The organism is Acidovorax sp. 106 (genome assembly GCF_003663825.1).
Lineage (GTDB): Bacteria > Pseudomonadota > Gammaproteobacteria > Burkholderiales > Burkholderiaceae_C > Acidovorax.
In genome coordinates this window covers 4,084,965-4,098,643 of the sequence record NZ_RCCC01000001.1, presented here as the reverse complement: position 1 = coordinate 4,098,643, position 13,679 = coordinate 4,084,965, and the positions used below count along the sequence as shown (strand labels likewise).

14 protein-coding genes are annotated in these 13,679 nt (G+C 63.8%); 4 read left to right on the top strand and 10 right to left on the bottom strand.

The window, feature by feature from the left end; all coding sequences use genetic code 11:
* Nucleotides 1-9 precede the first annotated feature (9 nt).
* A complete protein-coding gene (locus C8C98_RS18040) occupies nucleotides 10-1,101 on the bottom strand; it encodes a DUF6817 domain-containing protein (protein WP_099741034.1) in 1,092 nt (363 codons plus the stop codon).
* A 335-nt stretch (nucleotides 1,102-1,436) separates the two neighbouring features.
* Between C8C98_RS18040 and ybaL the strand changes: the two genes are divergently transcribed.
* Entirely contained in the window at nucleotides 1,437-3,173 is a 1,737-nt protein-coding gene (gene ybaL, locus C8C98_RS18035; protein WP_121455404.1) for a YbaL family putative K(+) efflux transporter, read from the top strand.
* A 20-nt stretch (nucleotides 3,174-3,193) separates the two neighbouring features.
* Here the strand turns inward: ybaL and C8C98_RS18030 are convergent, their stop codons facing one another.
* The 7 genes from C8C98_RS18030 to C8C98_RS18000 form a co-directional block, all read right to left on the bottom strand.
* Complete coding sequence (locus C8C98_RS18030) at nucleotides 3,194-3,841, bottom strand: DUF1566 domain-containing protein (protein ID WP_233574590.1); 648 nt, start codon at nucleotides 3,839-3,841, stop codon at nucleotides 3,194-3,196.
* Nucleotides 3,842-4,004: 163 nt separating this feature from the next.
* Nucleotides 4,005-5,120 (bottom strand): ISAs1 family transposase, encoded by a 1,116-nt coding sequence (locus tag C8C98_RS18025; protein ID WP_121455403.1) that lies wholly within the window; start codon nucleotides 5,118-5,120, stop codon nucleotides 4,005-4,007.
* A gap of 100 nt (nucleotides 5,121-5,220) precedes the next feature.
* A complete protein-coding gene (locus tag C8C98_RS18020) occupies nucleotides 5,221-5,886 on the bottom strand; it encodes a methionine ABC transporter permease (protein ID WP_121455402.1) in 666 nt (221 codons plus the stop codon).
* 5 nt (nucleotides 5,887-5,891) lie between these two features.
* Nucleotides 5,892-6,947 (bottom strand): methionine ABC transporter ATP-binding protein, encoded by a 1,056-nt coding sequence (locus C8C98_RS18015; protein ID WP_099655320.1) that lies wholly within the window; start codon nucleotides 6,945-6,947, stop codon nucleotides 5,892-5,894.
* 127 nt (nucleotides 6,948-7,074) lie between these two features.
* A complete protein-coding gene (locus tag C8C98_RS18010; RefSeq protein ID WP_121455401.1) occupies nucleotides 7,075-8,307 on the bottom strand; it encodes an MFS transporter in 1,233 nt (410 codons plus the stop codon).
* A gap of 176 nt (nucleotides 8,308-8,483) precedes the next feature.
* On the bottom strand, nucleotides 8,484-9,125 hold the full coding sequence (locus C8C98_RS18005; RefSeq protein ID WP_099655319.1) for a CoA transferase subunit B: 642 nt from the start codon (nucleotides 9,123-9,125) through the stop codon (nucleotides 8,484-8,486).
* A gap of 44 nt (nucleotides 9,126-9,169) precedes the next feature.
* Nucleotides 9,170-9,877, bottom strand: coding sequence for a CoA transferase subunit A (locus C8C98_RS18000; protein ID WP_121456362.1), 708 nt, complete (start codon nucleotides 9,875-9,877; stop codon nucleotides 9,170-9,172).
* Between the two features lie 112 nt (nucleotides 9,878-9,989).
* Between C8C98_RS18000 and C8C98_RS17995 the strand changes: the two genes are divergently transcribed.
* On the top strand, nucleotides 9,990-10,535 hold the full coding sequence (locus C8C98_RS17995; protein ID WP_099655317.1) for a PAS and helix-turn-helix domain-containing protein: 546 nt from the start codon (nucleotides 9,990-9,992) through the stop codon (nucleotides 10,533-10,535).
* Nucleotides 10,536-10,564: 29 nt separating this feature from the next.
* Here C8C98_RS17995 and C8C98_RS17990 read toward each other — a convergent pair whose 3' ends face one another.
* Complete coding sequence (locus C8C98_RS17990; protein ID WP_121455400.1) at nucleotides 10,565-10,954, bottom strand: carboxymuconolactone decarboxylase family protein; 390 nt, start codon at nucleotides 10,952-10,954, stop codon at nucleotides 10,565-10,567.
* A gap of 171 nt (nucleotides 10,955-11,125) precedes the next feature.
* On the opposite strand from C8C98_RS17990, the gene C8C98_RS17985 reads away from it, so the two are divergent.
* Together C8C98_RS17985 and C8C98_RS17980 are read left to right on the top strand one after the other, a co-directional pair.
* Nucleotides 11,126-11,707 (top strand): peroxidase-related enzyme, encoded by a 582-nt coding sequence (locus C8C98_RS17985; RefSeq protein ID WP_121455399.1) that lies wholly within the window; start codon nucleotides 11,126-11,128, stop codon nucleotides 11,705-11,707.
* A gap of 32 nt (nucleotides 11,708-11,739) precedes the next feature.
* Nucleotides 11,740-12,507: a hypothetical protein gene (locus C8C98_RS17980; protein WP_199726611.1), complete on the top strand. Its 768-nt coding sequence runs from the start codon at nucleotides 11,740-11,742 to the stop codon at nucleotides 12,505-12,507.
* A 157-nt stretch (nucleotides 12,508-12,664) separates the two neighbouring features.
* Here the strand turns inward: C8C98_RS17980 and C8C98_RS17975 are convergent, their stop codons facing one another.
* Nucleotides 12,665-13,618, bottom strand: coding sequence for an AraC family transcriptional regulator (locus C8C98_RS17975; RefSeq protein WP_121455398.1), 954 nt, complete (start codon nucleotides 13,616-13,618; stop codon nucleotides 12,665-12,667).
* Nucleotides 13,619-13,679: the final 61 nt, after the last annotated feature.

Sequence of the window (13,679 nt, the reverse complement as noted above, 5' to 3'; positions counted from 1 at the left end):
TATAGAGATTCATGCGCCACTGCGCAGCGCCACGTTGTTGAGCTTGTCCAGCCGCTCGGGCCAAGGGCCGCCGTTGGCGGCTTGCAAAAGGATGCGCGTCCAGGCCACCCAGGCGTCCCACTGCACGCGCTTGTCCCACGAATTGCCCCAGGCGCTGAACAGGTGCAAGGCGCTGGTGGCAGCCGCCTTGGCATCGTCCTGCCGCCCGGCCGCCAGGTAAAGCTGCGCCAGCACCATTTGCGGCTCGCCCACCCAGGGGTTGTGGCGCACAGCGCTCTCCAGCACGCCGGTGGCCACGTCCAGGTCCACCAGGGGCTGGTCTTGCTGGATGACGGACCAGTACAGCGACGCGGCCGCCGCCTCGTTGGCGGCAGACAGGTATTGGCTGCAGTGCGCAAACACCGGTGGCATGGGCAGCAAGTCTTTGAGCCCTGGGTGCTGCAGGGCTTTGGCCAGCCCGTTGATCTGGTGCACCATGCGCCCCGTGGGCCGCATGGGCCCGGGCCACAGCGATGCCGCCCAGTGCACGGCCTGCGGGCGGTGCTGCACGTGCGGAAAGCGCGAGTAGATGTCGTCTTGCCAGCTGAACCACTGCTCGATGGTGTCGGCCATGCTCACGATGATGAAGGCGGCCACTTCGTAGGGGCTCAGGCGGTGCTGAGCGCCGTCTTTGTCGAGCAGCAGGCCACCGTCGGCCTCCAGCGCGTGGCCCAGCACCTTTTGCACAAACTGCGTGCGCGACTGGGTGCAGAACAAATACACCAAATGCTCGGCCGACTCGCCCACCAGCTCCCGCAGGCGGGCCCGCTCGCTGGCGGGGTCGAACTTAACCAGGTCTACAAAGGCATTGCCATACACGCTGTGCAGCAGCCCCAGCATGCGCACATCGCGCGGCTGCTGCCACACGGTGAGCGAGCGCGTTACGCCCACCAAGTGGTGCCTGAACGTGCCCGCCTTGTGCCAGTCTTGTCCCACGTTGCGGGCCAGCACGGTGGGCAGCACCGGGGCCAGCTCAGCGTCCTGCGTCAGCCATTCATCGTCCAGCAAGGGCTGGGCACGGGCAAACAAGTCGGCATCAAGGGGGTGAAACGGCAGGGTCATGGCGGTGTGGTCTCCTGGGTTGAGGTGCATTGCGCGGCCACATGGGCAGGCCCATTTCAGACACGCTTTGCTGCCAAGTATGGCGCCACCTGCCAGCTGAGCGGCTCCCCAGTGGGGTGGGTGTTTTCCCCAAAGGCGGGCCGGGCACGCTGCCCCCTGTTTGCCAAAGCCCTTGCGCCACGGCCCCTTGTGGGTAAGCCAGGTTGGTGAGCCTGCGGGTTTGCCTGATACTGCAATGCGACCAGTAAAAGCCCGCGCGGCTGAACTTCAGCCTTGGCCAAGGCTGCTATCGCCCCACCCTTTTACAACCGAGCCCAATCCAACACACGCCCGGCATGGACCACAACCTCACCCTCATCACCACCATTGCCGCGGGCTTCGGCGGTGCGCTGGTCTTTGGTTTCATTGCCGAAAAACTGCGCTTGCCCGCGCTGGTGGGGTACCTGCTGGCGGGCATTTTGATTGGACCGGCCACGCCGGGCTTTGTGGCCGATGCGCACATTGCCTCGCAGTTGTCCGAGATTGGGGTGATGCTGCTGATGTTTGGCGTAGGGCTGCACTTTTCGCTGGGCGATCTGCTGTCGGTGCGCAGGCTGGCGGTGCCGGGGGCCGTGGTGCAGATGAGCGTGGCCACGTTGTTGGGCATGGCCATGGCTTGGTGGATGGGCTGGAGCCTGGGCAGTGGCCTGATTTTTGGTCTGTCGCTCTCGTGCGCGAGCACGGTGGTGCTGCTCAAGGCGCTGGAAGTGCGCGGCGTGCTGGACTCGATGAACGGGCGCATTGCCGTGGGCTGGCTGGTGGTGGAAGACCTGGCCTGCGTGCTGGTGCTGGTGCTGATGCCCCCGCTGGCGGGCCTGCTGGGCGGCACCGCCCCGCAGGCTGAAGACGCGCGCCCGCTGTGGATGGCACTGGGCCAGACCCTGCTGCAAGTGGCCGCCTTCATTGCGCTGATGCTACTGGTGGGCCGCAGGGTGCTGCCCTGGTTGCTGTGGCAGGTGGTCAAGACGGGCTCGCGCGAGCTGTTCACGCTGTCGGTCGTTGCCGCCGCCATTGGCATTGCCTACGGGGCGTCGGCGCTGTTCAGTGTGTCGTTTGCGCTGGGGGCATTTTTTGCGGGCACGGTGATGCGCGAATCCTCGCTGAGCCACCGCGCAGCGCAAGAGTCGCTGCCGCTGCGCGATGCGTTTTCGGTGCTGTTCTTCGTGTCGGTGGGCATGCTGTTTGACCCCATGGTGCTGGTGCAGCAGCCCCTGCCGGTGCTGGGCGTGGTGGCCATCATCATGCTGGGCAAGTCGCTGGCGGCGCTGGCGCTGGTGCTGTCGTTTCGCTACCCGCTCAACACCGCCCTGACGGTGGCGGCCAGCCTGGCGCAGATTGGCGAGTTCTCATTCATCCTGGCGGGGCTGGGGGTCGCGCTGGGCTTGCTGCCTGCCGTGGGCATGAGCCTGGTGCTAGCCGGGGCGCTGATTTCGATTGCGCTCAACCCCCTGCTGTTTGCCGCCATTGCTCCGCTGCAGGCGTGGCTGCTCAAACGCTCAGAGCTGGCGCGCAGACTGGACCGGCGCGAAGACCCCTACGCCGAATTGCCCATGAGCACCGAACGCAAATACCTCAAGGGCCAGGTGGTGCTGGTGGGCTACGGCCAGGTGGGCCGCAGCATTGCCAAGGCGCTGGGGGCCGAAGGCGTGCCCTATGTAGTGGCCGAGCAGAACCGGGAGCTGGTGGAGTCTTTGCGCAATGCGGGCCTGGCCGCCGTGTCAGGCAACGCGGCCGAACCCGAGGTGCTCATCCAGGCCCACATCGCCAATGCTGCCGTGCTGGTCATCGCCATTCCAGACACCCTGCATGTGCGCCAGATGGCCGAAACGGCCAGGGCCTTGAACCCGGGCATCGAGATTGTGGTGCGCAGCCACAGCGAAGAAGAATCAGCCCTGCTGCGCGCAGACGGCATTGGCACCGTGGTGGTGCGCGACGAAGCACTGGCCCAAAGCATGGCGCGCCATGTGCTCGAACGCGTGGCCCCTGCGCCCGCAACGGCGCCCGCCCCATTGCACCCAGGCGTGCAGCACTGACACAGGGCCAAGAACAGGTTCTAAGGCGCCACCCAGGTGCGCACCAAGCGCACGGGCAGCTTGGAGTCTTTGCCCACGTCCTTGCGTGCCTCGCCCGTGCGCATGTGCACAGCCCAGCCATGCAAGTAAGACATCTGGCCTTCGCCCTGGCCTGAGCGGTTCTGCATCGTGTTGCTGTAGGTGTACTGGTTCGCCTGTCCGGCTTTCACATCGGTGGTCGATGTCCAGTGCCACTCGGGCGGCGTTGCGGGGAACAAGGCCGCATCCACCGCGGGTGGCTGGGCCGCTTTGTTCACCAGGCGTTGCAGCTCAGGGGCCCGAGGCAGGCGCCAGTCCAGCCCTTCGGCCTTCCAGCGCTCGGTGGCGCGGGCACGGGCCTGGGCACGGTCCAGCATCAGGGGCGTGCCGGTGCAGGTTTTGCCATTCCACTCCATGCCCTCCACACACCGGGCCCAAGCCAGGCGCATGCGTTCGTCCACCACAAAGCTGCCATCGGGTGACGCCACCATGCCCGGCGCAGGCTCTGCAGGGCTTTGGGCCAGGGCCTCAGCGGTGGGCCATCCAACGCCCAGGCCCCATGCACCAAACACCAACAAGGGCCAGGCGGTGCGGGCTTGCCTTGCGGCCCCTGGGGACGGACTTGGAGCGCAGTAGGTCGTGTATGTCATAGCGCCCATTCTTCCACGCCTGCGCCGCACAGGTAAAGGGCGCAGGGTCAACCTTCAGCCTCATCAGACACTACAAACAAAAATAGCTGCCAGCGCTTGCATAACAGGCGCTGGCAGCTATCAAAACCGTAGCAACCAGTGAATTCGTCCAGGGCAATCGCATCTAATCAGAGATGCCCAATAGCTGCTCCAAGTAAGCCAGATTCCAGCCAGCGCGCTTGCGCTTAGCTTGCACGCCGATCTTCACCGATGAGTCGCTCTTGAGCATCTGCAGCGCCATGCGCCGCAGCAGGCTCAGGTTGTGTGGCCCCTGATCTTTGTAGGACTGCGAGGCATCCTCGCGCATGGCTACGTCCAGGCTCCAGTGCAACTGGTTCTCCACACTCCAGTGCGCTCGGATGCTGCGTGCCACCACATGCGCTGGCGTGTGCGCGGGCAGACTGCTCAGGTAGTAGCTGACCTCATTGCTGGCAGGTTTGTCTGCCTGCTGGCGCTGGCGCACCACCTGCACCACGCTGGCAAGTCCAGGCCAATGCGCTGCCGCTCGCGCCAGCGCTTGGGGGATGGGGCTGACCTTGTAGCTGCGATGCTCCTGGCGCCCATGGCCCGTAAAGCACTCGGCGTAGGTGTTGTCTTTGCCAGGGACATCGCCGTCTGGTGTCCCAAAGTGCTTTTGCACCACGGCGTGCATGTGTCGCTGATTGGCCTTGAGACTCAAAACGTAGTCCGCACCATGCGTATGCAGTTGCTCGGCTATTATTTTTTGGCAGCCAATGGCATCAATGGTGACGATGCAGCCCTTCAGATGCAGCAGGCGCAGCAGCTCGGGGATGGCTGTGATCTCGTTGCTCTTGCCATCGACCTTGCACTGGCCCAGTAGCAATCCCATGTCGGCGGCCCAGGCGCTGACCATGTGCAGCGCCCTGGGCGCATCGCCCTTGCGACTGCCGCGCACACTCTTTCCATCAATGGCCACCGTGCCCTGCACCTGGCCTGCGACCTGGCGCAGCCATTGTTGGCAGGCGCTCTCCAATTGTTGCGCATCAAGCAGACGTAGCACCCGCGCGAAGGTGTCGTGTGAGGGGATGCCACAGGGCAAGGAGACAAAGCGGGCAAGCCACTGCTGGTGCTGCTCGCCAAACTCTGCCATTTCTAAACAGTTGTCTGCACCTGCGAGGGTGGCACACAGCGCTATGGCCAGGATCGCTTGCAGATCGTGGCAGCGTGTGCGGTCAATACGGGGATCGGGGATGCTTTGCAGGTGGGCGAGCAGGCTCATCGAAAACAGCGCTTGGGCAGTCGTCAAACGCTGGCGTTTCGCTCAGGCACAGGAGACCGTTTTAGATGCGATTGCCCTGTGAATTCGTCGCAGGCAGTCCTCAGCGATGGCTCAGCTTGCGCACCGCCCAGTCGCCCAGACTTTGCACTGCCTGCACAAAGAAGATCAGCACCAGCACCACGGCCAGCATGATTTCGGGCAAGAAGCGCTGGTAGCCATAGCGGATACCGAGGTCGCCCAGGCCACCACCGCCAATGGCGCCTGCCATGGCGGAGTAGCCCGTCAGGCTCACGAACGTGATGGTCAGGCCCGCCACGATGCCGGGCAGCGCTTCAGGCAGCAGCACCTTCCAGACAATCTGGCTGGTAGTGGCGCCCATGGCCTGGGCGGCCTCGACCAGCCCATGGTCCACCTCGCGCAGGGCGGCCTCAACCAGGCGGGCCACGAACGGCGCGGCCGCAATGGTGAGCGGCACCACCGCAGCAGCGGTGCCGATGGACGAACCCGTCACAAACCGTGTCAGCGGAATGATGGCCACGAGCAAGATGATGAAAGGGGTGGAGCGCACGGCATTGACCAGCCAGCCCACCAGCTTGTTGACCGGGCCGTTTTGCAGCACACCGCCATGGTCGGTCAGGCGCAAGAACACGCCCAGCGGCACGCCCAGCAAGGCCCCTACCAGGCCCGAGATACCCACCATGATGAGGGTCTCCCACAGCGAGGTGACAAACAGCTCCAGCATCGCTTCTGTGAAATTGGCAAACATCGCTTTTAACCCCCGCTCTCAACCACTTGCACCTGCACGCCGTTGGCGCGCAAGTGCTCTACCGCACCGCTCAGACGCGCAGGCTCGCCCGTGGCGTACAGCGCCAGCGACCCAAAAGTCTGGTCCTGAATCTCGTCCACCTGTCCGTGCAGGATGCTCATGTCCACGCCGTACTCGCGCACCATGCGCGAGAGCACCGGCTGGTAGGCGCTGTCGCCCGCGTAAGACAAGCGCAGCAACTGGCCCACATGCCCCGGCGCCGTGGTGCGCAACTGGCCTGCCAGGTGGCGCACATGCTGCAGCACGCTGGCGGGCAGCTCTTGCGGCAGGATTTCGTCGATCAGGCTCTTGGTGATGGCCTGCTGGGGCTGGGTGAAGACATCGAGCACACGGCCCTGCTCAACGATCTGGCCGGCCTCGATCACCGCCACGCGGTCGGCCACCTGTTTGATGACCTGCATCTGGTGCGTGATGAGCACCACGGTGAGGCCAAGCTCACGGTTCACCTGGCGCAGCAGGTCCAGAATCGAACGGGTGGTTTCGGGGTCTAGCGCCGAAGTGGCTTCGTCGCTGAGCAGCACCTTGGGGCGGCTGGCCAGGGCCCGAGCAATGCCCACGCGCTGCTTTTGTCCGCCGCTGATCTGGGCGGGGTAGCGGTCGGCCAGGGCGGCCAGGCCCACCAGCTCCAGCAGCGGGCTCACCCGCTCGCGGATGGCGGCTTTGTCCATGCCCGCCAGCTCCAGCGGCAGGGCCACGTTGTCGTACACGGTGCGCGACGACAGCAAGTTGAAGTGCTGGAACACCATGCCGATGTCTCGGCGCGCTTCGCGCAACTGGGCGTCGCTCAACTTCGTCAGGTCGCGCCCGTTGACGATGACTTCACCGCGCGTGGGCCGGTTGAGTAAATTGATGACGCGCACCAGCGAGCTTTTGCCCGCGCCACTGCGCCCGATGATGCCAAACACCTCGCCGGGTGTGATGTGCAGGTCAATGCCTCGCAAGGCCTCCACCGGGCCTTGTGGGCCCTTGTATGTCTGGGTAATGCCCCGTAATTCAATCATGCAAACAAAGCGCGCCGCCCGGGTGGGTGACCCGCAGCGGCGCTGGATAGTTGGGTCAGGGGCTGAACTGTATTGCTTTGCTATAAAAAATCAAACCATCAAAAAATTACGTCATAAGACACGCAGGTTATTTGGCCGACGAGGCCCCTGCTGCGTCCATCGCGCGCGCTCGGTGCAGCGACCGGCCAATCACCGCCCCCAGCGCCACCACGCCCAGGGCGGCGGCCGTGAACACCGGCACCAGCCAGCCCCGGTCCACACTCAACGCCACCAAAAACACCCCGCACGACTGCCCCAGGAACAACAGGCATGCGAACAAGGTCACGGCCATGCCTCGGGCGTGGGGGGCCATTTGCGTGGCCTGGGTCTGCAAGGTGTTGTGCAGCATGTAAAAGCCCAGGCCCGCAAAGAAGCAACCCACCACCGCCCACGCCACCACGGGCGACCAGGCCAGCAGCAGCAAGCCGCAGGCAATGGCCGAGGCCCCTAACATGGCCAGCCCGTGCTCACCCAGCAAGGCCAGCCAGCGCCGGGCAAACAGGCTGTAGAGCAAGCCGCCAATGCCATACAGCACCATCACGCCCCCGGCCGCTGCAGCCGACAAGCCAAACCCCTCGACCATGCGGCTGGGCACAAACGCCAGCGTGCCAAAGGCCAAGGCGCCCTCGATAGTGACCACGGTGAGCACCCAGCGTACGCGGGGCATGGCGAGCAATTGGCGGGTATTGAAGAGATAGGTGCGCAGCGAAAAAGGCACCGCTTGCGGCCCGGCGTCGACAGGCGCTTGGGCAGCCACTGCACTCACCTGCCGCCACAGCAGCGCGGCAGCCACGGCAAACAGCAGCGACAGCACTGCAAACGCTGCGCGCCAACCCAATGCCTCCACAGCAAAGCCACCAAACCACTGGCCCGCCATCATCCCGGAGACAGTCGCCACCATCAGCCCCGCCAGGGTCTCCTGGCGCTGCTCGTAAGGCACCTGGTCACCAATCCAGGCCATGCTCAGCGGAATGATGCCTGCCGCTGAGGCCCCCATGGCCCCACGCGATACCACCAGCGCCGTCAGGTTAGGTGCCAGCGCCGTGATGGCACTGAACAATGCACACGCCGATGTGGCCCCAATCACCACCCGGGTCTTGCCCAGCCGGTCGCCCAGGGGGCCATAAAACAACTGCAGCAACCCGTAGGCCACGGCAAAGGCTGCAATCACCGCCGAGGCATCGCCCGTGCTGACATTGAACTCCTGCGACAAGGCGGGCAGCATGGGGTCGCACACGCGCATGGAGGCCATGCTGGTAAAAGCGGCCAGCGCCATAAAGCGCAAGGTGCGTTGGGTGGTTTCTTGGGGCGCGGTTTGCATGCAAGCAATTGTCACGGCTTGGTGAACAGCGCGCTGATGCAAACCAGAATGTCCTTCATTCGCATGCCCGTGCCCCCCCCCCCCAGCCGTAATGAAAAGAAACGGCCCAAACAACAAGGGCCGACGGCCATTTCTGGCAGTCGGCCCCTTGAGGCAGTGCGCAGCGGTGCGCGACGTCAGCGCAGCAAGGTCACGCCCGTCTTGGACTGGATCTGCTCGAAGCTCACCCCTGGCGCCAGTTCCACCAACTTCAGTCCTTCAGGTGTCACGTCCATCACGCCCAGGTCAGTGATGATGCGGTCCACCACGCCCACACCCGTCAGGGGCAAGGTGCAGCTGGGCAGGATCTTCATGTCTTCGGTGCCGTCTTTCTTGCGCGCCACATGCTCCATGAGCACGATCACGCGCTTGACACCCGCCACAAGGTCCATGGCGCCGCCCATGCCTTTGACCATCTTGCCGGGGATCATCCAGTTGGCCAGGTCGCCCTTTTCGCTGACCTGCATGGCGCCCAGGATGGACAAGTTGATCTTGCCGCCACGGATCATGGCAAACGACTGGTCGCTGCCAAAAATGGACGAGCCCTTGATGGTGGTGACGGTCTGCTTGCCCGCATTGATCAGGTCGGCATCGACTTCATCTTCGGTAGGGAATGGGCCAATGCCCAGCATGCCGTTTTCAGACTGCAGCCACACCTCCTTGTCAGCGGGCACAAAGTTGGCCACCAACGTGGGAATGCCAATGCCCAGGTTCACGTAAAAGCCGTCTTCGAGCTCATGGGCGGCACGGGCCGCCATTTGGTCTTGACTCCACGACATAGTGATTTCTCCAGCTTGTTCTGTACGGTTGTGCTGCAGCGCGCTCAGACGCCAGCCTTGTCAGTGATGGTGCGCTTCTCAATGCGCTTTTCGGGCGTGGGGTTGTGCACGATGCGGTGCACGTAAATGCCAGGCAGATGGACCTGGTCGGGCGCCATGGCGCCGGTTTCCACCACCTCTTCCACCTCGACGATGCAAATCTTGCCGGCCGTGGCCGCTGCGGGGTTGAAGTTGCGCGCTGTGAGGCGGAACTGCAAGTTGCCCGACTTGTCTGCACGCCAGGCTTTGACCAACGAAACATCCGGCACCAGCGAGCGCTCCATCACATAGGTTTCGCCATCGAACTCGCGCAGCTCCTTGCCCTCGGCCACGATGGTGCCCACGCCAGTCTTGGTGAAGAAGGCTGGAATGCCCGCGCCGCCTGCGCGCAGCTTCTCGGCCAGCGTGCCCTGGGGCGTGAACTCCAGCTCCAGCTCGCCCGCCAGGTACTGGCGCTCAAACTCCTTGTTCTCGCCCACATAGGACGAGATCATTTTCTTGATCTGCCGGGTTTCGAGCAGCTTGCCCAGGCCAAAGCCGTCCACCCCGGCGTTGTTGGAGATGACGGTAAGGTTCTTCACCGCCGAGTCGCGCAGTGCGTCTATCAGGGCTTCAGGGATGCCGCACAGCCCAAAGCCACCCACGGCCAGCAACTGGCCATCGGCTACGACGCCTTCCAGCGCCTTGGCCGCTGAGGGAAATAACTTGTTCACCACGATCTCCTTGCGAATATTGGATGCACTACGATACTACGTACCCTTGTAAGTAGTACCCCGTAAAGATTTGCCCGCAGTGAAGCACTGCCCCCCGATCACAGCACACACCATGGACGTTGACTACCGTTTGGCTTTTGACATGGCCCCCGTCGGGCTGGTGCTGTCTCGCAACCGCACCATGGTGGACTGCAATCGCCACGTCTGCGAGATGTTTGGCGCCTCGCGCGAGGTGTTGATGGGCCAGTCGTTCCAGGTGCTGTACCCCAGTGCAGACGAATACGAGCGCCTGGGCGCACACATGGCCCCCATTCTGAACGCCAAAGGCCACTACGCCGACAACCGCGTGATGAAGCGGGCCAACGGCGAGCTGTTCTGGTGCCATGTGTCGGGCCGTGCACTCAACCGCGACGAACCCCACGCCTCGGGCATCTGGAGTTTTGAAGACCTCAGCTCGCAACGCCCCGTGCGCGCTGAGCTCACGGGCCGCGAGCGCGAGGTGGCCGCGCGCCTGCTGGAGGGGTTGACCTCTAAGGAAATTGGCCGCACGCTGGCAATCAGCCACCGCACGGTGGAGATCTACCGTGCCCGGCTCATGCGCAAGTACAACGCGTCGACGGCGGCCGACCTGGTGCACAAGCTGCTGGCAGGCAATTGATCCCGCCGCCCTATCGCAGGGTTTTAACCTCAGCCCGGCTTGGGCCCGTCAATCACCTCAGCCGCCGAGCGAAAGGCGTCGACCGCAGCGGGCACGCCGCAGTAGATGCTGGCGTGCAGCAGCACCTCCTGGATCTCCTGCACGCTGGCGCCGTTGTTCAACGCGCCGCGCACATGCCCCTTGAGCTCATGCTGCTTGCCCAATGCCGTCAACAAGGCGACGGTGATCAGGCTGCGGGTCTTCAGCTCCAGCCCCTCGCGCTGCCACACATCGCCCCAGGCATTGCGGGTGATGAACTCCTGCATGGGCATCGTGAAATCGGTGGCATTGGCAAAGGCATTGGCTACAAAGTCCTCGCCCATCACCTGCTTGCGCGTGGCAAGCCCTTTGTCAAAATCTTTGCGGAAAGTGTCAGTCATGCAGTGGCAACCCCTGGCTGTGCGAACGCGCGCCCGCCGCGCATTCAGAGCACGGATCATCGCACCGCAGGTGGGTTGGCAGACCTCGTCCAACGCGAGCGCGGCACCTTCGCCCTATGATGGCTGTGCAAGTGCCGACATGGCCCCGCACAGACTTTGAGGAGACAAACGGTGACATCCCCCCGCTACCCGCATCCCGATCTGAACACCCTGCCGCAAGACATCCAGGACCGCATCTTGGCGGTGCAAGACAAGGCGGGTTTCATCCCCAACGTGTTCCTGGCCTTTGCACGCCGACCGGCCGAGTGGCGGGCCTTCTTCGCGTACCACGATGCGCTCATGCTCAAAGAAGAAGGCAGCCTGACCAAAGGCGAGCGCGAGATGATCGTCACCACCACCAGCGCGGCCAACCAGTGCCTGTACTGTGTGGTGGCGCACGGCGCCATCTTGCGCATCTACGAAAAGAAGCCGCTGGTGGCCGACCAAGTGGCTGTGAACCACCGCAAAGCCGACATCAGCCCGCGCCAGCGCGCCATGCTCGACTTTGCGATGAAGGTGTGCCAGCAGTCGCATGCCATTGAAGACGCCGACTTCAGCACGCTACACGCCCACGGCTTTGACGACGAAGACATCTGGGACATTGCCGCCATCACAGCGTTCTTTGGCCTCTCCAACCGCATGGCGAGCTTTGCCGGGATGATGCCCAACCCCGAGTTCTATGCGATGGGCCGCATGCCCAAGGCGCCCCAATGATCCGAACTGCAAAGCGATCCGTGGGCAGGCTGTTGAGCCGCTTGCTCCGGCTGCTGTGCCTGGCCGTGGGGCTGCCCGCTGCCTTTGGCCACGCAGCGGGACTGCCAGAGGGCTTTCGGTGGGCCCCTGGCCCGACCAACGCCCTGGCACTGAGCGCCTTGGAGATAGAGCAGCAGCCAGGCCGCTTGCAGCCCTGGCCCAGCACATCACTGCTGTACAACGGCGCACAGCCGCCTGCCTACTGGATCACCGCTGGCATAGGCATAGCGCGCCTGGGCATTGACGACCACCCGCTGGCCACTGCCTGGCGCGTGGAAGCCACAGCCAGTGGCGCCCGCCTCGTCCACGTGCCCATGGCCGATGTCAAAGCGCCCGACGTGCGCGTGGTGCAGCACAGCGAATTGCTGCCCATGACTTGCGCATCAGGCTTTACCGACGACTGCACCAGCATCGACGGGGTGCTGCGCATCCACACCACGTTTGAGGGCAAGAAACGCACGCGCACGGTGGGTGGCGGTTTCTACGGCACGGAGGGCACCATCCAGCAGGACGTGTACACCGGCACCCGCACACTGACCATCACCCACCAGCCCACAGGCCGCAGCCTGCAACTGACTGAGCGGCTAAGGGACACCCCTGCCTACACAGCACCGCAAACCGCCATACGCTACCTGCCCAGCCTGCGCCGGGTGCTGCTGCTGGGGGTGGTGAAAGACCGTGGCATGCCGCTGGGGTACTGCGTGGTGCTGCCTGAATCCGCCGTACCCAGCAGCGCAGTATTGCCACCCAATCGCTCCTGATTAGATAGCTGCCTGCGCTTATCTATATTGGTTTTAGCAGCATTTTCCTACTCGTTTTGCAATATGGGGCAATGCGCTGCGGTTTGTGCAAGCAGTCGCAGCAGTACAAGCAGCCCCCACTGCCAGTGGCCGCTACGCTGCGTTTTGTGAGCCGCGCTCAATGGCGGACCTGACGCCAATGGCTGGGCAAAACACCACGAGCAGCACGGAATGCTTTGCTGAAGTGGCTCAGGCTGGTGAAGCCTGTGGTCAAGGCAGTATCTGTGACGCTCACACCGTCGGCCAGCAACGCAGCGGCGGCGGCCAAGCGCACTTCGCGCAAATGCTCATGCACGGATCGCCCTGCCATTTCCCGAAACCCAGCCTGCAGCTTCTTCTCGCCAAGCCCTACAGCACGGGCCAGCTTGGCAATCGTCCAGTCTTCACCATAACGCTCGTCCATCAAGCGGCGCGCCTGCAGCAAGCGCGTGCGCTCGCGGGCCATGCGGCCTGTCGGGGCGGACGGCCCCACCGTCTGAAGCACAATCGCCAGCGCCTCTAACGCCTTGGCCTGCAGGTACAGACGGCACACCGTCTCATCGCCAAAGTCGCTGGTCAGAATGTCGGTGGCCACGCGCAGCAACTCGGCCGGCGCAGGAAAACCGCCCAAAAGCGTCTGCGACTGCACCAGGCTGCAATCCTGCAAAAACCGCCCTTGCAATGCCACCAGGGGCTTGCCGCCCACACGCTGCAACCCCTCTAGAGAAAAGCGTATGTCGACCAACCGACTAGGCTGTCCCCCACGCATGGCAAAGCAGCCGGACACTGGCCGTGCCGCGGTTTGCACCACCGCCATGCCAGAGCGCAATTCCAGCATCGGCCCGCCATCGAGCGCCATGCTGGCGCTGCCCTCCAACAAAACTGCGATGCAGAACATGGGAGGCCCTTTGGCGCTGACCTGAAGATCGCTTGCTGGCTGGCCACTCCAGCAAGTCAGGGTGATTCCATCGGCCAGATCGTGCACCCGTGAGGCCTGGGCCCAATCCAGAGGCAGGCTGACTGCAGGCAGCAAGGGGTGGCCACTGTAGGCCGCCACGGCATCGGCGGTTGCATACGGTTGGCCTTTGTCCATACCCACGAGATTTCTCCTCAAAACCGCTAACCCGGAACAAAAACCGCTAGCGCAGCCGCAC